The organism is Paenibacillus sp. N3.4, from assembly GCF_008017805.1.
Taxonomy (GTDB): Bacteria; Bacillota; Bacilli; order Paenibacillales; family NBRC-103111; genus Paenibacillus_E.
This window is the reverse complement of sequence record NZ_VRTT01000011.1, coordinates 90,027-115,818: the sequence shown is the minus strand read 5'-3', so window position 1 is coordinate 115,818 and position 25,792 is coordinate 90,027. Positions and strand designations below refer to the sequence as shown.

Annotated in this window: 17 protein-coding genes and 1 pseudogene; 15 read left to right on the top strand and 3 right to left on the bottom strand. The window is 43.8% G+C overall.

The features are described from left to right. The first annotated feature begins 34 nt into the window (after positions 1-34). The 9 genes from FU659_RS08345 to FU659_RS08300 all read left to right on the top strand — a co-directional run bounded on the left by FU659_RS08345 (position 35) and on the right by FU659_RS08300 (position 11,152). Positions 35-1,315, top strand: coding sequence for an L-cysteine desulfidase family protein (locus FU659_RS08345; RefSeq protein WP_147947144.1), 1,281 nt, complete (start codon positions 35-37; stop codon positions 1,313-1,315). Positions 1,316-1,850: 535 nt separating this feature from the next. After that, a complete protein-coding gene (locus tag FU659_RS08340) occupies positions 1,851-2,750 on the top strand; it encodes a polysaccharide deacetylase family protein (RefSeq protein ID WP_147947143.1) in 900 nt (299 codons plus the stop codon). 834 nt (positions 2,751-3,584) lie between these two features. Continuing rightward, the gene (locus FU659_RS08330) at positions 3,585-4,541 is read left to right on the top strand and encodes an ROK family protein (RefSeq protein WP_147947142.1); all 957 of its coding nucleotides are present in this window, start codon (positions 3,585-3,587) and stop codon (positions 4,539-4,541) included. A gap of 11 nt (positions 4,542-4,552) precedes the next feature. Further along, entirely contained in the window at positions 4,553-6,943 is a 2,391-nt protein-coding gene (locus FU659_RS08325) for a glycoside hydrolase family 9 protein (RefSeq protein ID WP_147947141.1), read from the top strand. 63 nt (positions 6,944-7,006) lie between these two features. Next, positions 7,007-7,378, top strand: coding sequence for an extracellular solute-binding protein (locus FU659_RS08320; RefSeq protein ID WP_187273993.1), 372 nt, complete (start codon positions 7,007-7,009; stop codon positions 7,376-7,378). Then, entirely contained in the window at positions 7,348-8,334 is a 987-nt protein-coding gene (locus FU659_RS08315; RefSeq protein ID WP_187273992.1) for an extracellular solute-binding protein, read from the top strand. Before FU659_RS08320 ends, FU659_RS08315 begins: the two co-directional genes overlap by 31 nt. A gap of 85 nt (positions 8,335-8,419) precedes the next feature. Further along, positions 8,420-9,154, top strand: a complete 735-nt coding sequence (locus FU659_RS08310) for a carbohydrate ABC transporter permease (RefSeq protein ID WP_147947138.1) — start codon at positions 8,420-8,422, stop codon at positions 9,152-9,154. A 21-nt stretch (positions 9,155-9,175) separates the two neighbouring features. Then, positions 9,176-10,003: a carbohydrate ABC transporter permease gene (locus FU659_RS08305; protein ID WP_147947137.1), complete on the top strand. Its 828-nt coding sequence runs from the start codon at positions 9,176-9,178 to the stop codon at positions 10,001-10,003. A 63-nt stretch (positions 10,004-10,066) separates the two neighbouring features. After that, positions 10,067-11,152 carry an SIS domain-containing protein gene (locus FU659_RS08300; RefSeq protein WP_147947136.1) on the top strand — a complete coding sequence of 362 codons (1,086 nt, stop codon included), beginning with the start codon at positions 10,067-10,069 and terminating at the stop codon, positions 11,150-11,152. 263 nt (positions 11,153-11,415) lie between these two features. Here the strand turns inward: FU659_RS08300 and FU659_RS08295 are convergent, their stop codons facing one another. Both FU659_RS08295 and FU659_RS08290 read right to left on the bottom strand, forming a co-directional pair. Then, on the bottom strand, positions 11,416-12,480 hold the full coding sequence (locus FU659_RS08295; RefSeq protein WP_147947135.1) for a LacI family DNA-binding transcriptional regulator: 1,065 nt from the start codon (positions 12,478-12,480) through the stop codon (positions 11,416-11,418). 490 nt (positions 12,481-12,970) lie between these two features. Continuing rightward, positions 12,971-13,873, bottom strand: coding sequence for a helix-turn-helix domain-containing protein (locus FU659_RS08290; protein WP_147947134.1), 903 nt, complete (start codon positions 13,871-13,873; stop codon positions 12,971-12,973). A gap of 131 nt (positions 13,874-14,004) precedes the next feature. Here FU659_RS08290 and FU659_RS08285 point away from each other — a divergent pair, with 131 nt between their 5' ends. Then, entirely contained in the window at positions 14,005-14,997 is a 993-nt protein-coding gene (locus FU659_RS08285; protein ID WP_147947133.1) for a Gfo/Idh/MocA family protein, read from the top strand. A gap of 34 nt (positions 14,998-15,031) precedes the next feature. Continuing rightward, a pseudogene (locus FU659_RS08280) lies at positions 15,032-16,017 on the top strand (Gfo/Idh/MocA family protein). A gap of 235 nt (positions 16,018-16,252) precedes the next feature. Here FU659_RS08280 and FU659_RS08275 read toward each other — a convergent pair. Continuing rightward, a complete protein-coding gene (locus FU659_RS08275) occupies positions 16,253-17,347 on the bottom strand; it encodes an AI-2E family transporter (RefSeq protein WP_147947132.1) in 1,095 nt (364 codons plus the stop codon). Positions 17,348-17,712: 365 nt separating this feature from the next. On the opposite strand from FU659_RS08275, the gene FU659_RS35250 reads away from it, so the two are divergent. The 4 genes from FU659_RS35250 to FU659_RS08260 all read left to right on the top strand — a co-directional run bounded on the left by FU659_RS35250 (position 17,713) and on the right by FU659_RS08260 (position 25,758). Next, entirely contained in the window at positions 17,713-17,871 is a 159-nt protein-coding gene (locus FU659_RS35250; RefSeq protein ID WP_222708504.1) for a hypothetical protein, read from the top strand. Between the two features lie 128 nt (positions 17,872-17,999). Next, positions 18,000-22,940 (top strand): S-layer homology domain-containing protein, encoded by a 4,941-nt coding sequence (locus tag FU659_RS08270; RefSeq protein WP_147947131.1) that lies wholly within the window; start codon positions 18,000-18,002, stop codon positions 22,938-22,940. Further along, a complete protein-coding gene (locus FU659_RS08265; RefSeq protein WP_147947130.1) occupies positions 22,937-24,310 on the top strand; it encodes a carbohydrate-binding protein in 1,374 nt (457 codons plus the stop codon). Before FU659_RS08270 ends, FU659_RS08265 begins: the two co-directional genes overlap by 4 nt. Continuing rightward, positions 24,307-25,758, top strand: coding sequence for a carbohydrate-binding protein (locus FU659_RS08260; protein WP_147947129.1), 1,452 nt, complete (start codon positions 24,307-24,309; stop codon positions 25,756-25,758). The genes FU659_RS08265 and FU659_RS08260 overlap by 4 nt, the downstream gene beginning before the upstream one ends. The last annotated feature ends 34 nt before the right edge of the window (positions 25,759-25,792 follow it).

The following is a 25,792-nucleotide window of genomic DNA, read 5'->3' as shown; positions in this document are numbered from 1 at the left end:
CTTTGGTACCTTTTGGTGTTAGGGGAGGTACATCATGGAGAAACATACATTCATTCAGATACTGAAAAGCGAACTCGTTGTCGCGCTTGGTTGCACGGAGCCGGTGGCAATAGCTCTAGCTGCGGCAAAGGCTAGAACCTATATGCCAGGCCACATTGACAAAATTACGGTGAAAGCCAGCGCTGGAATTATCAAAAATGCACTCGCAGTTGGCATACCTGGAACGAAGCTGACAGGGATTGATTTTGCTGCGGCATTAGGGGCCATTGCTGGCCAAGCGGAGAAACAGCTTGAGGTCCTCGCAGATATTAAATCAGAAGATATTTCTACGGCTCAGTACATGGTTGAGCAAGGCATATCTGTATTCCACCTCGCGGACACGACAAAGAAATTATACATTGAGGTCATTGTCGAATCCCAACAAAGATATGCCAAGGTTGTTATTACAGATAATCATACGAATATTACGCGGATCGAAGTCGACGGGCAGGTTGTTGATACAGGTGGCTGCGCGAATGCCAGCTTTAAGAGTTCCAAAGAGGATCGGAACGAGCTAACGATAGACACTATTGTGGATTTCGTGAATACAGTCAATCTTGAAGATCTCCATTTGGTCAAGCAAAGTATTGAATTGAACCGCAAGGCAGGTTTAGATGGTTTGGCGCATGCCTATGGGCTTGAAGTTGGGAAAACGATTAAGGAAAATGTGGCAAAAGGAATATTATCCGACGATCTGACTTCGCATGCCATGGCTCTTGCAGCCGCTGGATCGGATGCTCGTATGGCTGGATCCACGATGCCAGTCATGGCGAATTCCGGTAGCGGCAATCAGGGCATTGCAGCGACAAACCCTGTTATCGCGGCAGCTGAAAAGTTAGGCGCATCGGAGGAACAACTCATTCGTGCCGTTGCTTTGAGCCATTTCGTCACTATCCATATCAAATCCAAGTTCGGCCGATTATCCGCATTATGCGGAGTTACGGTATCGGGTACGGGAGCAAGCTGCGGCATTACCTATTTGCTTGGTGGTGGGAAAACGGAGATTAGAGCAGCCATCCAGAACATGCTTGGGAATGTGACTGGCATGATGTGTGATGGAGCAAAAGGCGGCTGCGCGATGAAAGTAGCGACCTGTACGAGTGCAGCGGTGCAATCTGCGCTTCTCGCTTCAAAAGGTATGGCCATTTCCTCGACGAATGGATTTATCGAAGAAGACGCCGAGAGGACAATTGATAACTTTTGCCGTATTGGGAATGAAGCAACTACGGAAATTGACAAGCTTATTCTCGAAATGATGATGAATAAAGACATATAATATAGAAGAGAGTTCTTTGATTATCCCCTTTATGTAGGCACTTAAGCTCATCTGATGGTGAGTGAAGAAGTGAATACGTGGAAGGGATATTTTAATGCTACAAACGTTGTCATAGATGTAGATGGAGCAGATATCTTCGAAAAGTTGGATGACTAGTTACTAGATCATGCGATTACTAGAAAGAAGGGTGGCAGAATGAATTCCTAAACCCTATTACATATATCTGACATTCATCGAACTAGAAAACATGTGACCAACTAGGACCTCATTAGTTCCATCGAGTCTCCGCTTGATCCGATTATGTTTAACAGTACGAATCTAATTTTGAATATTTTGCAGGTATTTAGAAGACGTTTTTCAGCAAAGACAGAGATACCCTAGGGGTATCTCTGTCTTTGTTGTTTTAGGAAGGAATTTTCTTGTGTCATGTATAAATAACAGGGGTACAAGTTGCTCCCTAAATGCGTTCTAATCGCTGAACCAGTGAGTAAATTTTAGGGATGAATTTGGAGCTGCTAGGGGAGGTTGATCACGATTGAATGCTTACTTCCTTCTAATGCTTCTCCTCACGGGGGGCTGGACACAGGTGGGGCAGCAGGGAAGCCCGTTGGATTCGATTTGTTCGACTACACATGTGAGTGCATCCATCAGTTCGCCGATTGACACGAAATCGATTCATTATACGAACAAAGCTCTGTTTTTAACCTATCATCATCTGGATGATCAGGAATCTTTCATCACAATTACACCCAACAAATTTAAACAGCATCTGCAGGCTTTAAAAGAAAAGCATTATAATGTCATTTCTATTGAAGATTATGCCTGTTTCCATGCACATCGGAAGACGTTACCTCCGAACGCGGTTGTGATCACATTTGATGATGGATACCGGTCTTTTTATGAAAAGGCGTATCCTTTGCTTAAGCAGATGGGGTATCCAGCGACGAATTTTGTTATTGTGAGTGATGTTGATTCCGACAATCCTTCCTTGCCATTTCTGACCTGGAGTCAAATCCTTGAAATGAAACGCGATGGCTTTAGCTTTTACTCGCATACGTATGATCTTCATCAGAAAAAACGTGATGAGGCAGGCAATTTAGTTCCCCCATTGACCAATCGGATCTTCCTGCCAAATGAGAAACGAATGGAATCTGAAGAAGAGAGGAAGCAGCGTGTGAGAGGGGATTTGCTGTTAGGAGAGGCGTTTTTGAAGACCAAGCTTCACAATCAGCTTTCATTCCTCTGTTTCCCATTAGGGGAATACAATCAGACGGTTGTTGAGGATGCGAAACAGCTTGGATTTTCTTTATTTTTTACAACAAAAGAAGGCATTAACACAGGAAGTAGTGAGGAAATCACCCGCCTAAGTGTGGGGATGCCGTATGTGTCATCTGATATTTTGCTCAAAAAAATGCAGCAATACGATTATAAGTAGTCAACGACCGACAAGCGAATGGCAGTAGAATAAAAATAGGATGTCCACTTCGAGCGACAAATTAGTTAATGAGCTTGTTGTATTTAAAGGGATTGATTCAGAGAAATGTGTATTAGAAAATCAAGAATTTCTATACTATCTTCAAGCCTTGTTAAAGGCAGGTTATATAAGCGAATAAAATATTTGAGGTAACTAAAAACATGACTGAACTAACTGAAAACGATAGGACGATAGCGTAGCGTATACGCTCGTATACGAATGGAGGACCTTAATTAAGGTTTTCTTTTTCAATAAAAAACAGAGTATCTAATTGAATACAAAAGCAACGAAATTTAGGATACTTTAATGTGGTAGGAGCGAGATATCCATGGAACCACTGGATAATGATTTTTATGAAATTAGGGATATGTGGGGACTGCCCCTTTTCGGTCTTGGTGCAAAAACTTCCCTCATGGTATTATTGGCTGACTGAAAACATGGGATGAGGCTACGGCAATGGGCTGGGGGTCAGAACCCACGCTTCCAGAGCAAACAGCGGATCGCTGAGCCCGCTCGGTGAATTTGGCTAAGTGGTGTTGCCGGCTGCTTGGCCATCATCGATCCGGCTTCGAAGCTAACCGTCATGTATGCACAGCATTTGCTGAACAATCAGGAGCACTATGTGCATCCGCGTTTGATTTTCTCAGCATTCAGATTTGGTAATGTTACCATCTTTTTGAGCGTAATAGCATGTAGTGGATTGACACTTTATTGCGGTTTTGTTATGATCATCCTGAAGAAAGAAGCGCTACCATGATGTGTTTTGGTAACGTTACCAAATTTGGAGGGGAAATTGTGCGAGGATCTGTACTGTCTGTTGATTTAGGTGGAACCAAAATATTAATCGGGGAGGTCTCTGTTGAAGGGGAAGTGCTGAGGTCGAGAGTATATCCGTCCACAGTAACTTCACAGCAGCAAGCGTTCGAGGCTATTGTCTCGGGACTGAGGGATTATATCGAAAGTGTCGGCCTGCTTTATGAACCGATAGCCATCGGAATCGGGGTGGTAGGTCGGGTGGACACGGCAAATGGTACTTGGTTGGAGATTGATCCGAAGAAAAGCCAGGCTATTAAGGTTGCTAAAAAAATTCAAGATCTCTTTTCGCTTCCTTGCGCAATTGGAAATGATGTGTATTGCGCAACGCTTGCGGAGAAAAAATGGGGCTGCGGCAGGTTTTCTGATAATTTCATTTATATGAATATCGGGACGGGGATAGCAGCTGGTTGTGTGATTGACGGTGATCTGGTTGTAGGCAGGCACTTCAATGCTGGGGAAGTCGGACATCATGTAGCCGATTATGATAGTGATATTCAATGTGTCTGCGGCCGGAAAGGCTGTGTCGAGCTGCTCGCTTCAGGTTTGGGGATACATAATCGGATTGTGGCACTAAAGCCCGGTTATCCGACTTCTAGGGTGATCATTCCTGACCAAGGCCGCATTGAAGTAGCTGAATTATTTAAACTCTATGATCAGGAAGATCCTCTGGTTATCGCAGTGATTGATGCAGCTCTGCAAGCTGTTGCGGAAACGATCATGAACATGGTCAGATTCTCCGACCCAGATACCATTATCTTAGGTGGTGGGGTAACGAGCGGCACTTGGTTTATTAAAGAGCTGCAGAAACGTTTGGAGCCTAATACCATGAGGTTCGTTCTAAACGGAGTGAGGAAAACGACTATAGAAGATGGTTTGATCGGGTTAAAAGGTGCTGCTTTACTCGGCACTGACTTGGCCTGTAAGCATGAAGTGTAGGGGTGAGTTATATGGCAACTAAGATTCAGCGTGAAATCGCATATTCTAACTGGCTACATAAACCCTTAAAGGTAGATGTGAGCAATTCTTTGGAATTGGCAAGCCAGAAGAAGAAGATCATGCACAGAACGGCAATTCTCGATTCTACAACGAGCGCAGATGTATGGATGCATAAAGGAGCAGGGTCCTTCCGGATGTTGGCTAACCATACGCTCGAGCTGACCTCTCCATCCATCATGGACCGCTGGCCTGAAGGCTCGCCTAGTGACGGCGATTACAGTACATACGGCCCTGTAGCCGTGTTTCGAGCCTTTGATCATGTGAACTGGGAGGACTTCAACCGAATATCATTCGAAATTTACCCGGATTGCCCTGGGATGGCTAACCCGCACATTAAAGTAGCACTTAGAAACGACGGAAAAATCAAAATTCCTGATGTGTACAATCGTGAGGGCTTTAATGTCATCAATCTGAAAAATCGGGAGTGGAACTTCTGTACAATGGAAATTCCCGATTTGCCGAGGGATGAAATCACAGAACTGAAATTCCTTTACGATATGTACGGTAAGGATCGAGCCACTGGAGACAATCTAACGTATATGATCAAAAATGTATATGTGGAACGAGTGGAGAATCCGGATATTTCAAAAGGGTGGCAGCCAAGAAACATAGACCTAGTCTTCTCTCACAACGGATATCATCCAGATCATCCCAAAACCATGATTTTGGCGGAGAGTCAGGAATCAACGTTTTCAGTCATTGAGGTGGATTCAGGAGCAGAGAAATTTGCAGGTAATGTGCAACCTGTGACTACAACCATCGGGACCTTTTCCATCGTGGACTTTTCTGAATTTCGAGAAATTGGGAAGTATACCGTAAAAATCGGGGATTTGGAATCCAAGCCTTTTGAAATCGGTAGCTTCGCAGATCGATGGGAAGACTCCATATGGAAATCGCTCAATTTTATTTTTTGCGAGCGCTGCGGCTGTCCTGTGCATGGTATTCACGGAAGCTGCCATGAAGATATTTTGGCCAGACATAAGGATGGAATGATCATCTTCAACGGCGGATGGCATGATGCCGGGGACGTTTCCCAACAGCTCGTACAGACAGCAGAGGTCGCTTGCTCATTGTACGAGATGGCGAATCAGGTGAAGGATCATAATATGCCGCTCTATCTTCGTCTAATTGAAGAAGGGGAATGGGGCGTAGATTTTATATTAAAAACCCGATTTGGTGATGGATACCGGGCTACGAGCGCAGGCATCCGTATCTGGTCGGATGGCATCATCGGCAATATGGACGATATGCAGGCACGCGTGCACAATAACCCGTATGAGAATTTTATTTGCTCTGGGATTGAAGCGCAGATCGCGATGTTCATGAATGAAGGAGACATATTGAAGAATAAGCTCATATCGTGTGCCATTCAAGATTTTCAATATGCGGTTGAACAATTTGAAGCGAATGGGTTCGCATCCAAACCAATCTTCTGGGAACATACGTATATGACTTCGGAAAGCTTGTTTATGGCTACGGCGTCATGGGCAGCCTCCCTGATATACAAAATGACAGGCGATGAGATATACGCTCATAAGGCTGTAAACTACCTGGATTATGTGGTGGATTCTCAAGAGCGGCCAGGCATTCGCACCGATGACGGACAGGTGGTAACAGGTTTCTTTTACCGTAATACGACTAAGCAGGTAGTCCAGCATTTCAACCATCAAGCCAGAGAACATATGTATATGATGGCCTTTAGCGAGATTCTTCAATCACAGCCGAACCATTCCAAAAGAGCAAGCTGGCTAGAATCCGTTCAAGATTACGGGGCGTATGTGAAGTTTTTAACTGCTTTTACTGCGCCGTATCCAATGATATCAAGCGGTATTTACCATGTGGATGAGCACAAGGAGAGTGAAAGCTTCGAATTGCAGCATCTGCTGGTTGGTGAGGAAGCCACGGAACGTTATACGGAACAGCTTAAACAAGGATACCGTCTGAATGAAGAGTATTATCTAAAACGGTTTCCGGTCTGGTTTTCTTTTAAGGGAAATACGGCGATTGTGCTATCGACAGGCAAGGCTGCTTCCTTGGCGGGCTTGATGCTGGGGGATCGGGAGCTGCTGGTTATTGCAGAAAGCCAACTGCAGTGGATGATTGGCAAAAATCCGTTCAATCAATCTCTGATGTATGGAGAGGGTTATAACTTTGCCCAGCAATATACGGTATTAAGTGGTGAAATGGTCGGTGAAATCCCGGTCGGCGTCCAAACGTTCGAGAACGAGGATATTCCTTACTGGCCGCAAATGAACAGCGCGACTTACAAGGAAGTTTGGGTAGGCTTGGCTGGTAAATGGTTATCCTTGCTAGCCGATTTATATGAGCAGGAAAAGCGGTAATGTCATCTTGCTCACAAAGCAATGGGCTTGAGTACATTCAAACAAATAAGGGGAGTTGTTCATATGACATCTTGGAACATGAAAACTATGCTTGCGATTTCAGCAATTACCGGAGTCTTTACCTTGACGGCCTGCGGAGAGGCTGCTCCCAGTAACGGGAATGAAGTCGCTGGCAACAAAGAGGCTGCGGATAAGCCGGTAACCCTCACTATGCAGTACAACTGGTCCAGTCCCAATGTCGACAATAAGCTGTATAAGGAACGGATTCAGAAGTTCAAGGAATTGAACCCAAATATCAAAATCGAAGAGCAGGATGTACCATCGGGTCAATATATCACTAAACTCCGTACGCAAGCTGCAGGCAAAAGCTTGCTGATATGTTTGTTTTGTTCCCAGGGGTTGAAATGGACCCTTTTATTGCGGCGGATGTGCTGATGCCAATTGATGAAATTATGGGTACATGGAAGGGCCTGTTACCGGAGCAAGCTCTTGCCGGTTATAAGGTGAACGGGAAACAGTATGCAGTCCCGGCTAAGCGGACTTTTGTAGATATTATTTACTATCATAAAGACATGCTTGCCAAGGTTGGATACAATGAATTTCCTGGAAAATACGCGGACTTCCTGAAGATGATGAAAAAATTGAAAGAATCCGGCGTAACGCCGATGGCTATGGGCAATAAAAATAGATGGCCGATGGAATCTACCTTTATGTCTGCCGTTGAAGATCGGCTTACCGGCAGTGACTTTCTGCTGAAGGTCAATAAGGGAGAAGCCAAATTTACCGACCCCAGTTATGTAAAATCGTTAGAAGTTTTAAACGACTTCGTTAAAATCGACGCTTTCAACGCAGACATCAACACCATGGATGAGGTTCAGCAACAGGATTACTTCCTTCAGAAAAAAGCAGCTATGACTATGACAAGTTCTACCATCGACGCGAAATTCAGAGTCGCCAATTCGGACAAAGCCGCAGCTGAGAATATCGGCATTGCCTTGTTCCCTGCTGTTGAAGGTGGCAAGGGTGATCCTACCGCCAGCGCGGGCGCAATTCAGTATGGGATCGGGCTGAACAAGGAACTGAGCGGAGCGAAGAAGGAAGCAGCATTCAAGTTCTTGAAGTTTTTCTATGCGCCTGAACTATATCAGGATTTATTGAAACAAGGCATCATTGTTCCGGCTAATGTGGAAATCCCAGCGGATGTGAACCCTTATTTAAAGGAAATTATGCAGTTGACCAAAAATGGTTCTGCACTTGTCTTTGACGGTACAATGCACACAACTGTAAAAGATGTATTAATGAACGGCATTCAGGCCATAACAACCAAGCAAAAGACTGCAGAGCAAGTGGCTAAGGAAATGCAGGATGCGGTAGATAAACTGGGCAAATAAGAATTCCATATTTATTAGTGTGAGAAGAGGTTGCATATGCAAGTAACGAGAAGAACAGGATGGATTTTATTCGTCGGCATGTTCTATGCGTTTTGTGGGGCTGGATAATTTTATTTCCATTTTGACGGACCCGGTCTTTTGGACCGGGGTGAAGAACAATATCTTCATGCTGCTAACCGGTGTATTCGGTCAACTGCCGCTGGGGCTGTTGTTTGCCATGCTGTTAAACCGCTCTCTGAGAGGGCTCAAGATTTACCGGTCCATGCTATTCGTACCCGTCGTTATTTCGACGGCAATTGTATCCCTTACATGGGGCATGGTATACAGGAATGAAGCTGGCTTGTTGAACAGCGTCTTATTGATGTTTGGATTGGACAGTTGGACTCGGGATTGGCTGGGCAGTCCGTTGTTCGGAATGCCATCGATCAGTTTGACGTATATTTGGCAGAATTATGGCTTCTATATGGTCATTTTCTTGGCAGCTTTACAAAACATTGCAGAAGAAGTCAAGGAAGCAGCGGTAATGGACGGGGCAACTGGCTGGAAACAGTTCTGGTATTTGACGCTTCCGATGCTCAAGGAAACTATTTGGGTAACAGTCGTATTTGCGATTAGCAACAGTTTCCGTGTTTTCGACCTGGTTTTCGTAATGACTGCAGGAGGTCCTGCGCATAATACGGACGTGATGACTATTTATATGTACAACAGCGCTTTCCAGAATATGAGCTTCGGTTACGGGAGCGCAGTGTCCATCCTGATCTTGCTGTTCAGTCTAATTGTCATCTATTCTGCTAACTTGATTACTCGACGCAACAGCTAGGCGACTGGTGGAGGAGGATGTATGCAAACATCGCGATTAAAGCTCATGTGCTTTCATTTCATTTTATTGATTACCGGTCTGGTTAATATTTTGCCCATTCTGTGGATGGTGATGAATTCCTTCAAATCTGAAAACGATTTTTCGATTAATCCGCTAGGGTGGCCAAAACATTGGAATTTTAACAACTACACAGCGGCTTGGGAAGTAGCTAATCTCGGCGTATATTTCTGGAACAGTATATTGGTCACCGCCATATCCATTGTTGTAACTGTACTACTGGGTGCATTGACATCGTATTTTATAGCCAGATTCAGCTATAAATTGTCCAATTGGGTGTACGGTTTGTTTATCATCGGGTTGACCATACCTATTCATGCTACATTGGTTCCAATCTTCACGATTATGAAGAAACTTCATTTATTGGATACTCATCTTTCACTTATTTTGCCGAATACCGCTTTTCATCTATCTATTACGATCTTTATTTTGGTTGGATTTATGAAGTCCTTTCCCAAGGATATCGAAGAATCCGCAATCATCGATGGCAGCGGTATTTACCGAATTTTCTGGTCGATCATACTGCCGATGACTCGTCCGGCTTTGGCCACGGTCATTATTATTAATTTTATTTACAATTGGAATGAATTCCTGTTTGCTCTTGTATTGATTAGTAAATCGGGGTTGAAGACAATTCCGCTAGGGCTTGCGAATTTTGCCGGTACAGAGACGAAGTTTCAAACGCTGCAGATGGCTGCGCTTACGACGGCCCTGCTGCCTGTGCTGGCGTTCTATGCGCTGCTGGAAAAACAATTAGTACAAGGGATGACAGCCGGTGCTGTAAAAGGGTAATATGGTAACGTTACCAAGAAGCGATGAAAGTGTGATGGTAGGATATAGGAGGCGGAGCATTCAATGAAACCAACCATGATGACGTATATTCATGAAGAACAGGCTGTAACTGCAGATATTTTGGATGCCTATCCGCAAAATGTTGGCTTGTTTGCGGAACTGGCCTCCCAAAACAAGAAGGAATGGCTTATTTTAGCGACCGGGTCAAGCATTAACGCCGCACTAAGCGCCAAATACTACATTGAAAAGGTTGCCGATGTTCGAATTGACATCAAGGAACCCTTCAATTTTACTCATTACGACAAAGTAAGCCCGCATTGCGATCTAGTCCTGGGCATTTCGCAAAGTGGACAAAGCACGTCGACGATCGGAGCCATGGCGCGCATCCGTGAACAGACAGGTCTAAAAACTATTGCCTTTACAAGTGATGTCACAACGGCCATCTCGGAAGTATCTGACGTAACGATCGATATCGGATGCGGCAAGGAACGCGTCGGTTACGTGACGAAAGGATTTATAGCAACTGTTCTCACCTTGATGCTCGCTGGACTACGGACAGCAGTGACGATGGGGAGGCTCACAGAATCGGAGGAGCAGGCCTACTTGGCTAAGTTTAGAAAAGCTTCTATGGCAATTCCGAACGTGATTACCAAAACGGAAGCTTTTTTTGAGAAGCATAAGGTACAGTTGGCTAGTGCGCCAAGGTTTACGGCAATAGGGTACGGTCCTACGGTCGGTACTGCAAAAGAAATTGAAACCAAATTTTCAGAGACAGTTCGTCTTCCTTCGCAAGGAATCGACCTTGAAGCCTTCATGCATGGTCCTTATCTCGAGGTCAATCCGCAGCATCGTATTTTCTTCATAGAAACGGAAAGCCCGATTAAGGAGCGGATAAAGCTGCTGCAACTTTATGAAAGCAATATTACCCCATATACGTATACCGTAACGTTGGATGCCTCTACAGATGTGAGTGTTTTGGGACTGGATGTGGATTTAGATGAGTACATGGCTCCTTTGTTCATGATCATTCCTTTTCAAATTTTGGCGCATCATATTGCAGGAGCCCGAGGAATTGATTTGACACAACGAATTTACACGGATTTCGGAGTTGCGATGAAAAGCAAAACCCAGCCGGGGGATTATGCGTAAGGCAATGGGGATGTGTGGCATACAAGATGTTCGTTCATGCGCGCAGAAAGTAAGAAAATGCAGCACAAAAGTACGCTGTGTGGTCTTATCTCACGAAATGCCGCGAAGTAAGCGGAAATAAGCACAATTTGCTTGCCTATTCATCCCCGAGTGCACAATTGTAGAGAACCTAGCCGCAGGCTAGGTCTTTCTAATAAAAAAACATCCATGTCGGAGCAAGAGTTATTCCTTGTTCCGATATGGATGCTGTAAGGAGAGCGGGGTTAGGAACGGGTGATGGACCCGCAGGATTCCCGAATAACTAGTTGTGGCATGTGTTCTACGCTGATTGATTCTATGGAACCATTAATGGCACTAATCAATTGCATGACGGCCATTCTGCCCAAATACTCATTGTGCTGATCCACTGTTGTCAGTCTCGGAGTGAAATAGTCGCTATGTAGAAACTGATCGCAACTGGCAATGGCTATATCCTCTGGACAGCTTAAGTTAGCATCTTTCATTGCCCGAATAGCACCTAGTGCAACCATATCGTTAATTGCAATTATGGCTGTTGGTAACTGATTATTATTGTCGTCCAGCAACTGTTTCATCGCTTGATAGCCGTCTGGGGCGTAGTAGTCTGACATGACTATATGGCTCTCTAGCGGTTCTTTGCCAAAGGTACGCATACATTGTCTGAATGCATTAATTCTTGCAGTGGTGATCCTAATGCCTGGTTCACCGCCGATGAAGCCAATGTTAGAATGTCCCAATGCCTTGAAATGATGAACTAGTGATGTGATGCCTTGTTTGGAGTTTCGTTCAATGAATAAGCAATTGCAGCCTTCGATTTTGGAGCCGACAACGACAACCGGCACATTGCGGTGGAGCTCATTGATTGCCTCAATAAATGCAGGAGAAATCTCTTCTTTATCGATCTGCCCTCCAAGAATAAGAACGCCATCCACCTGTTTTTCAAGAATAATTTTGAAATAATCTGCTTCACTAAGCGGCGTTTCGTATTTTTGATGATTTTTAGTATACATTGTATTGAATAGGATAGTCGCATACATGTTGCTTAATGCAAAGTGCTCCACTTGAAGAAAGAATGACGCAAAGTAAGGGTTTGTTATATCCGGGAGCATTACACCAATGTTTTTGGTCTTATGATTAATCATCCCACGGGCAAAAATACTTGGCGTATAGTTATATTCATCAATAATCCGCAGGATTCGTTCCCTCTTAGCCGGAGATACTGACGGACTATTGTTTAAAACCCTTGAAACCGTTGTAACGGAGACACCGCTTTTCTTGGCGATATCGGTAATGGTTATTTTCTTTGACAAATTGGCACATCCTTTGAGACCATTTTATTAATCTTAACCTATATTTTTTTAAAGAGCAATCCTTTTTGGTAACGTTACCAAGCTGATGATATGTGCCCCGACCACCGACAATACAGACGATGCTGAAATTCGGGCTCTTGGGACGAGCGAAGGAAAAATTAAATTCATACGGAATTCCAGGTCATTATGGAACTTAGGCGAAATTTTAAGGCTTTGAGGCAGATAAAATACCCGGTCCCGCGTTGCACGGTTTACAAGCAGCAACCATGTTGTTTTCAGTTCAGTAAAAAGAAGAACCACAAATATGTGGTTCTTTGGCGTCAACTTAACCATCATAGCACACTCGGTCAACAACTTCTTTTAACCTTAATTCTGTTTACACGAAACAACAAGCATTCATAACCGTAAAGAGATTGTTTAACTCCTTGTAAAGACAGGGCTGTTCTCAAAATCGTCGCAAGATGATGTTGAGAACAGCCCTGTTTTTATCTTATACGTAATCATAACCTGCTTCCCGTCCTTCACCGCCCCGCATTTTCTGCTTATACTGCCTTGGGGTACAGCCGCTAAACCGCTTAAACAGCTCGTAGAAATGTGCCATGTTTTCAATGCCCACTGCTATGGCAATATCCGTTACGTTCTTATTGCCGATAGCGATCATTCTCTCCGCTTTGGCGATTCGCTTCCGGTTGACGAAATCAGTGAAAGAGATGCCAACCTTCTTCTTAAAATATTTAGAGAAATACGCATAGCTCATTCCTACGATTTTGCTAACATCCGCCATATTAATTTTTTCATCAAGGTGCTCCTCAATGTAGGCGGAAACTGGACGAAAAACGTCCGCATCGACATACTCATGCGCGAGCAGAAGCTCCTGGTCGTCATTGCGCAGCAGGATTAGAAGCAAATGCTTGATGTGCATGCTGACTGCGATTTCGTAACCTTTCTTTTTCTGCATCACTTCCTCATGTATGCGGAGTAGAATTGTACCGACCTCAAGCTGCACATGCGGAAACTTACGAAAGATGTAGTTCAATTCTTCAAGTGGGTTCAACACTTCCATGAAGTGTCTTGTATAGTGCATCATTGCAGGGTCGAAGTACGGTTGTAGATCAATGTGAAGGACCAGGAAAGTTGCGGACTGTCCGGCAATGGTCAGTGGTCTATGAAGCTGAGAGGAACCAATGACGATGACTTCACCCGGCTTTAATACATAAGCTTGCGTTGGTGTATTCATGCAATGGATACCATCCAAAACAAGGATAAACTCCACTTCTTTATGATAGTGCCACCGCACGAGATCGTCTGACTCGGAACCCATATGCGTAAATTTCCATACTTTTATGCATAATTGAGGATTCTGATAAGGGATTGGTTCTTGAAATATTTCCACAGTAACAACCTCTCAATTTTTTTAGGACGAATATGGATACAAATCTGATGAATTGCCGCATATACTTGCGTCTTTCTCGACTGTATCATTTTCCTAAGCGCACGTATATATCAAGTGAAGGAGATGGAACTATGAAAGTAGCTGTATTAGGTTGCGGTGGGTTAGGACGTGTCCATGCCAACATGTATGCGAAGATGAAGGACGTGGAGTTGACGGGTGTTTGTGACCAGCAATTGGAACTGGCCCTTGAATTATCCGAGGAAACAGGGGCTCTCGCTTATAGTTCCTTCGAGAAGATGCTGGAAGAGGCCGAATTTGATGTAATCAGCATAGCACTTCCAAGTTTTTTGCATAAAACATATACGCTCCAGGCGGCTAAGGCGGGAAAACACGTCATTTGCGAGAAGCCGATCGCCCTTAGTCTGGAGGATGCGGATCAGATGATTCGCTGTTGTGATGAAAACAATGTTCGCCTGTTCGTCGGACACGTCGTTCGCTTTTTCCCGGATTATGTGGGTATGAAACGATCTTTGGACAGTGGGAAATTAGGCAGGGCTTGCGTCGCCCATGCCAGTCGCATTGGCGGTCACCCTGGGAAAACGAAAGCCTGGTACAACGATCTTGAAAAAAGCGGCGGTGTTATTGTGGATCTGATGATTCACGACCTGGACTTTCTGAGATGGACGCTCGGCGAGGTCAAAACCGTTTACGCATTAAACCGCAGTGATGATCAGTTGGATTATGCGCTGGTCACGCTCCAGTTCAAAACGGGTGCCGTTGCCAATGTGGAAGCAAACTGGGGGTTTCCCGGACCGTTTCAGACGAAAGCGGAGATTGCGGGAAGCGAAGGTATTGTAATGGCGAACAGTATGAAAAGCAGCTCCCTGCAAATTCATAAGGTTTCATCGGCCTCAGAAGCAAGTGCTTTCGTAACGGTGCCGGAAAGCCCAGGATTCCAAAGCCCCTATGAGTTGGAGCTTCGGCATTTCATCGCGAGCATTCGTGAAGGAACGGAAGCTATTGTTTCCGCGAGAGATGCTTATCAAGCGTTGGAACTGGCGCTGGCCGCACGTGAAAGCGTGAAGACGGGGAAAGCCGTTCACCTGCCACTAAGCCTTTCATGAAGAACAAAATCAGATCTATTAGGAGGAAGAATACATGAAAAAACTTAAAGTCGGCATGATTAGCTTTGCACACGGACATGCATTTTCTTATTTCCATGCGCTGCTTTCTTTACCTGAAGTAGAGATAGTAGGGATTGCTGATCGGGTTAAAAGTCGTGTGGATTCTCTCATAAATCAGTATCAACTGCCTTATTACGAAGACTATCGGCAATTGCTAGCTTCAGATATGGATGCTGTTATCATTTGTTCAGAAAATGTGTATCATGCCGAGATTACCATCGAGGCGGCGAAAAGAGGAAAGCATGTGCTTTGCGAAAAACCGCTCGGCATAACCGCTGACGATATGCAGCATATGATCACGCATGCCGAGAAAACAATGTACAGTTAATGACGGCATTTCCGTGCCGATACCTGGCGGCCGTGATACAAGCCAAGGAAGCGGTCGATCGCGGAGATATTGGCCAAATTGTCGCCATCAAAGGTACAAACCGGGGCAGCTACCCAGGTGGATGGTTCGTTGATCCCAAGCTTTCTGGGGGCGGCGCTTTATTGGACCATACGGTGCATGTCATGGATCTCATAAATTGGTTCACGGGTTCTGAGGTGAAGGAAGTCTATGCATATGCAGCGGCTTTGTTTCAAGAGAATCTGGCTGTGGAGGATGCAGGTATGATTCATGTGAAATTAGCAAATGGCGTATTCGGGGTGCTGGATACGAGTTGGTCAAGGAGAGCTCCGTTCCCGACGTGGGGAGATGTGACTATGGAAATCGTCGGTACCAAAGGCGTCATTTCAGTTGACGGACTCGCCCAAAAGAACGAGCTCTACAGCAGCACAATCGGTAAAGGTGTATGGGACTATTGGGGGGATGATATGGATGCGTACATGATCCAAGATTTTGTGCATGCGCTTCTCAGAGGCGAAGCTGTTCCCATCTCTGGCGAAGATGGATGGCATTCGGCGATTGTCGCGCTAGCTGGGTATAAGTCTCTTCAAGAAGGTCAACCCGTCCTGTTGTAACAATTTACTGCCCGCGGCGATCATTTACCCGTCGATTATTTGCAAAAGGCACCAAACCAGCCAATTGGAATGAGGAACTTCCGAGGCTCGGAGAATTCTTAGACAAATAAGTCGAACACACATATTATTGTCGTTTAGCTGCCGTTACTGGCAGCCTTTTTTTATTGAAAAAAGAATAAAGCTAGGACTCCCATAGATGAAGATACGCTCAAATGGGAGAGATGCGATCGCTGAATCATTCTATCAGCTCTTCGATTTTATCTGCTAAGAATAAGCGATATATTCTCACTAAGATAATCTTTACAACCATGTAAGCGGGGATAGCTAGAATAACGCCTAAAATCCCTGCAATGTCACCGGCCACCAGTAATAGAATAATAGTTGTCAATGGATGGATATCCAAGCGTTTGCCGTAAATGTGCGGCGATAGAAAACTGCTCTCAATTTGTTGAGCAATGACCGTTACGATAATTACCCAAATAATCATAGAGGGAGCATCAATAAACGCAACAATTAAACAAGGAATAGCACCGAGGAACTGTCCGATATAAGGAATAATATTGAGCACCGTGGCAATGACAGCTAGAAGTAAAGCATAAGGCAAGCCAATAATCATAAAACCGATATATAATAGGACACCAAGCAAGCATGTAATAATCACACGTCCTACTATAAAACCGCTTAAAGCGGCATCAACCTCCGCAATAACCTCTTTTCCATCTTTACGATAACGTTTTGGAATAAGATGAAGAATAGACTCAGGTATATGCGAGCTTTCTTTTAATAAGTAATAAAGAATAATCGGTGCTGTTGCAATGACAATCACAAAGTTAGTAATGATCGAGAGTACATTTGAAACATAATTTGAGGCGGTAGTAATCGCAGCATTTAAATACTCGGATAATTTAGCGGAAATATCAGAATCCTTGCTGACAAACATGGAAACAAGTCGTGATTCCTGTATCTTATTGATTTGAACCTGAAATCCTTTAATCAGTTGCGGAGCGCTTTTAATAAAATTTTCAATTTGTGTTTGCAGATGCGGCCAGATAATAATGACAAAGATAACGGCAATTGCGGAGAGAACAATATAAATGAGGATTATGGAAACGGTTTTATGAATTTTTCTTATCTCAAAATAATTCACGAGCGGGCGTAGAAGATAGTAAAAAAATCCCGCTAACATAAATGGAATAATTAAAATATTAAATATTAAAAATATGGGTTTAAAGACAAAACTAATTTTGGATGTCATAAAAATAATCGCAAGAATTATCAAGAATGTTAATAGCGTGAAAAAAAACTTCGCAAATTTGCTATTCATGGACATAGCACACTCTCCCTTTTCGTATTTTTATTGAAATCCCCAGGTCATCGTCAAAAGACCAAATTAACGAGATAATCGTATAGTTAGTAAAATTCTGCCAATTTCAGTGCTGCTTATTAAGGTTAACATAACTATGAATGTTTAACTATTAGTTTATAGAAGTAAGATTCAGTGTTTCAGAAAACGTTTATTAATAGAATAGAAGATTATTATCCTTTTATCCCATATACATAGTTTTTAAACGTATTAATGATGTGTCTACACCTGTCTCAGCTTCATCCCCAACGGATTGCAGGTTGTAGCATGATCGAAAGGAGCCTAACGAATGGAACGTAATCACACGATGATGCAATTTTTTGAATGGCATATTGAATAGTGATGAAGAAATGAAACGTATGTTCGTAGGTGCCGCTCGTGCGGGTGAAGTATGGGCTGATTTAACGAATACAAGAGATGATCACCATATGAAAGAACCTTCGTTTATAACACGTAAACGAAGGTTTTTCTGCACGCTCACAGGGAAATAGGGACAATATCTCAAGTAGGAGGAACAGAGCAATTTGAAAAGATCTTAAACAATTCTATTAAAATATTAAACACTCTAAGCAGGTGCTTCTCTTTATAATAGGATTATTACATCAAAGGGGGATACCAAATGCTTCAGAACACCAAGAAAGCGCTTGCGAGAATCCAAATCCTATCCATGTTATTTTCTACAGCAACCGTAGGTGCGGTTGCAGCAGCAGAGCCAGCGACAGCAGCGGTCAATGCTGACACTATTGTAAGTGCATTGGCATTCGTAGACACTGCTAATCACTGGGCGAACAAGGAGATCAATCGATGGTCTCAAAAGGGTATTGTTAAAGGTTATGCAGATGGGACGTTCAAACCTAATGCTTCAGTTTCCAGAGCTGAGTTTGTCTCCTTAGTGAACCGGGTATTTGGGTATACGGATAAAGTGAATCGTTCCTTCCCTGATGTTGCATCTAACGCTTGGTATGCAGAGGACGTCTCGAAAGCTGTGGCGGCGGGGATTGTGACCGGCGATGAGAAGGGCAATTTCAGGCCGGATGCCTCGATCAGTCGGCAGGAGGCAGCAGTTATTCTTTCTCAGGCATTCGATCTGCAAGCTAAGGATAAAAAAGCTTCCGATCGTTTCACCGATGCAGGCAGTATAGCAAGCTGGAGCAAGGGAGCTATCAATGCCTTGCTTGAAGGCGGATATGTGTCGGGGCGGGAAAATGGCGCTTTTGATCCACTGGCTTCTATCACGAGAGCAGAATTTATCAAAATGATAGATAGCATGGTTGGAGAATTGAAAAACGCAGCGGATACGTATTCAGGCAATATCTCTACTAATTTGATGATTAATACAAAAGATGTACATTTAAAAAATATGGTCATTGCAGGCGACTTATACATGACACAGGGTTTGGGCGACGGTAATATGTCCATGGAGAATGTAATAGTCAAAGGTCGAACCATTGTGCGTGGAGGCGGCGAGCATAGTATCGTCATCAATAAATCAACGCTTGAAGGTCAATTAATGGTTCTCAAACAGGATGGCAAAGTGCGTATTGTCTTACAAGGTCAAACAGATATCCCCAATGTTCAGCTGAAATCTGGTGCAAAGCTGGAAACAGAAAATAATAACGGTAAAGGCTTTGGAAATGTCCAAGTTGTTGGGTCTTTGTCTGCAGATCAAGAGATTAAATTGGACGGCAACTTTACCAGCGTTTCGGTTGAAGTCCCCGGTGTGACTGTCCAGGTGATAGACGGTTCCGTCGATAAAATCGACGTGAAGGAGAGTGCGGTCGGTTCAAGTGTGAAGGTTAGCGGCGGAAACGTGAATCAATTAAACATCCAGTCTAAGACGTCTGTTGAACTTATGGGCGGGAATGTGGTCAATGTCGATATTCAAAAATTGGCTGCAGGTACGATCGTACAAATGGGTGAGAAAGCAACTGTGACGAACTTCAAAGCGGATGCACAGGCGGAGGTTAAAGGGACGGGCAATATTGAAAACGCTATAATCAATGCGGACGGCGTAAAAATAGAATCGAAGCCGGCACATGTCTCCGTAGCGGATGGCGTGAAAACGGATGTGTCTGCACGAACACCATCTGGAGGAGGTTCATCCGGAGGAACGTCGTCTGACGGAAGTCAACCCATAAGCAAGACAGCGGCAGAAGTTGCGGCGACAATTACGACGATTGCAGCTCCAGCGAATGACGCTGCTGAGTTAACGCTGCCGACTGTGCCAGCAGGATTTACCGTAGCGATCAATACATCAAGCGATACAAGTGTTATTGCACTTAATGGAACGATTGTTCCTCCAACAGCACAAACAACGGTGAATCTTGTATTGGAAGTAACAAGAACATCCGATAGTTCTAAAGCAAGCACCGTAAGCATTGCGGTGGTGGTACCTGCGAAATCCGTAGTCCAACAAACAGCGGCAGAAGTTGCAGGGACTATTACGACGATTGCAGCACCAGCGAAGGATGCTGCTGAGTTAGCACTGCCAACTGTGCCAGCAGGATTTACCGTAGCGATCAAGACATCAAGCGATACAAGTGTTGTTGCACTCAATGGAACGATTGTTCCTCCAACAGCACAAACAACGGTGAATCTTGTATTGGAAGTAACAAGAACTTCCGATAATTCTAAAGCAAGTACAGGAAGCATTGCGGTAGTTGTACCGGCGGGAACTAGTGTGAGTAATACGGACATCCAATTGAAAGACCTTGCTTATAACTATGTTAGTGAAATAACAGGTAATTCAATAAATATTACATCAGGCAACACATATATTTACACAGTCGATACACCCGATACACCTGCTGATGGTCTTACCACATTGACATTAAAAACAGTGGGGGAACTATTCAATCAAATTACTTCTAAGACTTCTGCTGTTCAGACCTATGCAGTCAAGAGTTCAAGCGGGACGGCTAAAAACGTGTCTTCTTCATTAGTACAGGATGACGTTTTAACTGTCAGCTCAGGACCAGATTCTCACGATTATAAGGTAAATGTTATCAAAGGCGCGTTAAGGGGTGACTTGCAGCTAGTAAATAGCGAAATGACTGCAAATACTGCATCAAACGTCGTTTTGAATTTCTTTGCAGGGATGAGAAGTCCAGCAGCAGAGGTTGTACTCAAGGTTCCGAATGGTATCCATTCGACGATGGATAACACAAAGGTTAATGTCATTGGCAGAGGTGATGTAAAGCTTTCCGGACTTGCGACACAATCTGTAGGCAGAACGGGTGCAGGATACCGATTCCCACAGGTGGGTACAGTTGCAATTGTTGACAATAGTGACAGAAGCCAGGTCATCACATTTAAAGGACTTGATTTAAGACCGGCCAATGGAGCAGACCTTCAAATTACCTTTGAAAATGTGACGATAGGCGCAGGCAGCTATGATTTTGAAGCTTCCTACAAGACAGCTGAGCCGGAAGTATTAACAAGCCCCTCGGGCGCAGTTAGATTAAATGTAGTAAATACAGTAAGCAACTTTAATCGAGTTTTGGATAAGAGCCTTACTTATAAGGAAACCGCTGACACTTATACAAAGGCAAAGTTCAGTTGGAGTGCTGCTAAGAATGCCACTTCCATTAACTTGATGCAATCAACGGATAAGGGAGTAACTTGGACAGCCAGTAGTGCTGTAGTTGGTGCAACAAGCAATGAAGTGGAGGTTGCTAACCTTACTCCGGATACAGAGTATTTCTTTAAGCTTGCAATTACTGGCGGCGAGAATAAGGGAGACTCTAATTTTGCCAAATTTTATACAGGTAAATTCAACGCTAGGCTTATGGGTGCAAAAGGTAATGGTTCAGCTGATGACACGCAAGCCATTGATAATGCCATTTTGTATCTGAATTCTTTAGGCGGCGGTACCCTGCTGTTTGAAGGTGGCACATTTAATGTGAGAACCGTTCATCTGCAAAGTAATGTATACCTGTATGTCAAAAATGATGCGACCATCTCTGCTTTAAAAGGCGGCGATGCTCCGGAGTCAGCTTATTTCTCAGATTTAGCATATCGCGCTGGTACATCCGCAACGGACACGGGGCCATACAGAAATCCTGAAAATTACATGACCAAGCAAGATGTAGGTCATACTTATTTTAGAAACACTATGTTCTTTGGTGAAAGATTAGATAATATCAAGATTATAGGTAATGGCAGAATTACAGGCAATAATAATCTGACGACCAGTGACAATGTCATGAATAATGCTGCAGGCAGTCGTTCAGATAAGATGCTTACGGTAAAGTTGTGTACGAACGTTGAATTTGGCGGTTTGGATAACGGACTTGACCTGTGGTATCAAGAGACAAGTTCACCTACCACTGACGAACCCTATTATATTAAAAGCATTAATGCTGATGGCACAAATGAAGTAAAGCAAACAGACATCAGCAATATGCTCAGAGTGGATAAAGCGGGCCATTTTGCTATGCTGGCAACCGGTTCGGATTATGTCAACACGCACGACTTTTATTATGGCAAGGATGCAAGCGGCAGCGCCAGAGATGTCTTTGATTACATGCAGACCAGCCATGTTTATGCGAAAAACATCTATGCCAAAGGTACTTCCGATGATATTGTAAAGCCGGGCAGCGACTCTTCACTAGGCTTTACAAAACCTGCAACTGATTTTTGGGTTCGTAACATTATCGGCGACACCAACTGCAACCTGTTCCAAATCGGTAGTGAAACCGTAGACGATATTAAGAACGCCTATGTGGATAATATTTATGTACTGGCAGGGAATAAAGCCGGATTTTCAATTTCTACGAATGATGGCGGTCATGTCGAGAATATTTATTTGAATTATGGTTACACAGGTACAGTACACCATAAGTCAGAAATGAGACGCACTCGGGCACCTTTCTTTATTTCAATTTCCAATAGGGGACGTGTGATCGGCGGCGACGCTAAAAGAATGAAATGGATGGAAAATGGTAAACAGAGAGACGAACTGTTAAGCACAAATGTAAATATCGGATATGTAAGAAATGTAAACATCAAAGATGTTAATATTGAAGAGGTTTATCAAGGAAGTCAATATAGTAATCCATCCAAGAGATGGGTTCCATATAGCGGAGTTTCTACGACAAAGGCATCGCCAATCATTGCAGGTTATAAGGTCGGCGATGGCGGACCGACTCTTCCGGACGGACGCAACATCGGCTATATTGAGAATTTACACTTTGAAAATGTTGCTGTTTTAGTCAAAGGTGGAAATAGTTTTGCTGATTCAGAAATTAGTCCTCCAGAGATGGGTGTAGGGAAGTACAACATCGGCGACATCGGGGAACAACCATCCTATGGCTTCTGGGCAAAACATGTGAAAGGCCTTACTTTCACCAATGTCACAACAAATTTCGAGAAAAATGATGATCGATATGCCATCGTGTTGGATGATGTTCAAGATGCCACCATTGATAATATGAAAATGGTCAGCGGACTGGTAATCCAAATGTCATACAGCTCAGGAATTCAAGTAATATTACAATTAAGAATTCTTCTTACTACAAGGATACATGGGGCAATGGGCTTACTTCACTTGCGGCCGTGAACAATGTAACTGTGCCAACCAAACAGACTTATCCGAATACCTTAGTAGTGGATGTCACAAGTACTGCAATTCAAATGCTTTCAAGCCATCCGAATGTAATTTCGGTGGATACATCGGCCAATTCGGTAACGTTAAAAGGCAATTCACTTGTTTCCGATCTTTTGAGCCAAATCCAGTCCAGCAATGGTACGACACAGACGTATTCTGTAACGAATTCGATTAATGCCGCTAAGAACGCAGATCAAATACTTGTTACAGGAGATATCTTAGTCGTCACCGCTCAGAACGGGACAACGAAGAGGGATTATCAAATTGTTGTAGATATCCGTAATACTGCAATTCAAGTGGTTGCAAGCGGACATCCTAATGTAACGGCTATTGATACAAAAGCTAATTCGGTAACAATATTAATCGGTTCACTTGTTTCCAATCTATTGAACCAAATCGAATCCACCAATGGTACGACACAGAATTATTCTGTAACGGATTCGAGTAATGCTGCAAAGATTGCAAGTCAAATACTAGAGACAGGAGATATCTTGGTCGTCACTGCGGAGGACGGGACAACAACGAAGAAGTATGCGATTACTGTACCGAATCCTGAACCGACTGATATCGTGCTGCTTAAAGCTGCAGATGTATTATCTAAAGTGAAGAAAAGCAGCGGAGTTACAACACTATCAACTTCAGCAACAAATGGAATCACTTATTTACAAACAAGTTCAAGTGCTGTTGGTGAATGGATTGAATTCGACGTGCTCGTCCCAGCAGGAACCTATAACGCATCTTTCCAATATAAGACTAGTAATTCTGGAAGAGCTACGGTTCAGCCTTATGTCAATGGAGTGGCGACAGGTTCGCCGGTCAATGAGATGAATGCTACAGCAAATCTGTTTATTCCAGTTGATCTCGGTCAAGTAACTTTCGCTACTGCAGGTACGTATCCAGTGAGATTCGTAGTTACGACCACAGGCGTTGTCGTCATCGACTATATTAAATTTGAATTAACAACACCTGCAACAGGATCCAGCAATACGGACATTCAACTAAATGCTACGCATCCTAATGTGACGGCAGTCGATACGGCAGCCCATACGGTTACAACTGTATACGGGACTATCGTAGCCCAACTTACAGCTCAAATTAGCGCTACGGATAGCTCAACGCAGACTTATGTCGTTAAGGATTCAAGCAACGCTCTGAAAGGTGCAGGAACGCTCGTTAACGGAGATAAGTTGGTCGTTACTGCGTCTGACAAATCGACGACAGTAACTTATAACATCAACGTTTCACCAAGCACAAACACCAACATTCAAATGGCAACAATTCATCCGAATGTGACGGCAGTTGATAATGCGGCAAAACCGTGAATGTAACTTCCAATACAACGGTAGCACATGTCACAACTCAAGTCGTCTCGACTGACGGATCGACTCAAGGTTATTCCATCAAGGATGCTGGCAACACATCAAAACCAACGGGTGCGCTTGTTACCGGAGATCAACTGGTCGTAACGGCGGCTGATGGAACAACTAATGTCCCTTATACGATCGATGTCGCACGGGCGCTTAGCAACAATACGAGTATTGCCTTGAATTCGTCTCATGCGAAATTGTACGCTGTTAATGCAGCATCCGTTGTCATCGTAGCAGGTGCGACCGTTGCAGATTTGTTGACACAAATCGTTTCCACGGATGTATCTCCGCAGAATTACGTTGTTACTGATTCAGGGAACACGCCTAAAGTATCTACTGATGTACTTGTAACAGGTGATATTCTGAAGGTTACGGCAGCTGACGGGGTAGCGCACAAGGATTATTTGATCGCTTTCCCTACTACGAACTTGCAACTGAATACAGGCAATACTACAGTCATTGTTGTAAATAACGCAGACCGTAGAATTGCGACGTCAGGAACCACTACAGTTATTACAACTATAGCAGGTCAGTTGAAATCGACAGACGGAACGATTCAAACGTATTCAACTACAAATGCTACCGGAACTGCAAAGACTACCGGGAACGCAGTGAATGGGGATAAGTTAGTCGTTAAAGCGGCAGACGGCACGACAACTGCCACTTATACGATTGCAATTGCAGCTTCAGCATCAAGTACGTATGCTCAAGTAAAAACAGCATCACATCCTCATGTCGCAACATTATATAATTCAGATCGAACAATTCTTGCTTATACCGGCATAACCGCAGCAAATCTTTTGGCTGAGATTGAATCGTCTGACGCAACGAACCAGTCGTATTCCGTAATGGATGCAGTCTACGCTGTTAAGACCGGCAATGCTCTTCTTCAAACAGGGGATCTGTTGAAGGTAACTCCCCAGGATGGCTTGTCAAGCCCGTCATTTTATACCATCAACTTAGTGGACGTAGTACATGACCTATACGCAGCTAACCCAGATATTACTATTACTACATCCAATAGTAACACTATAAACATGGGGAATGATGATACGGCTGGTAATCATGACCGAAATAGTGCGGTAAACAATTCACATTTGCAGGTGAATTTTACTGCAGCAAATCAATACATCGAGTTCCAGATTAACGTTTCCGTAGCCGGTACCTATAATGTGCTTTTCGGTTCAAAGAAAAGTAATTCCGGTAGAAATACGATGCAACTATCTGTTGATGGAACCAATGTGGGTAGTGCGGTAAATGAGGTAACCGCAAACCAAGGAATGTACTCAACAAATATTGGGAGCGTTAATTTGACCGCAGGCAGCCACATGTTCAGGTTCAAAGTTGCGGGTTCTGCAAGTGGCCAATCCTTCGACTTTATTGCCCTCACTAAAACTAATTAATACTATTAGCCATACGGGTTGATTAGTAATTGCG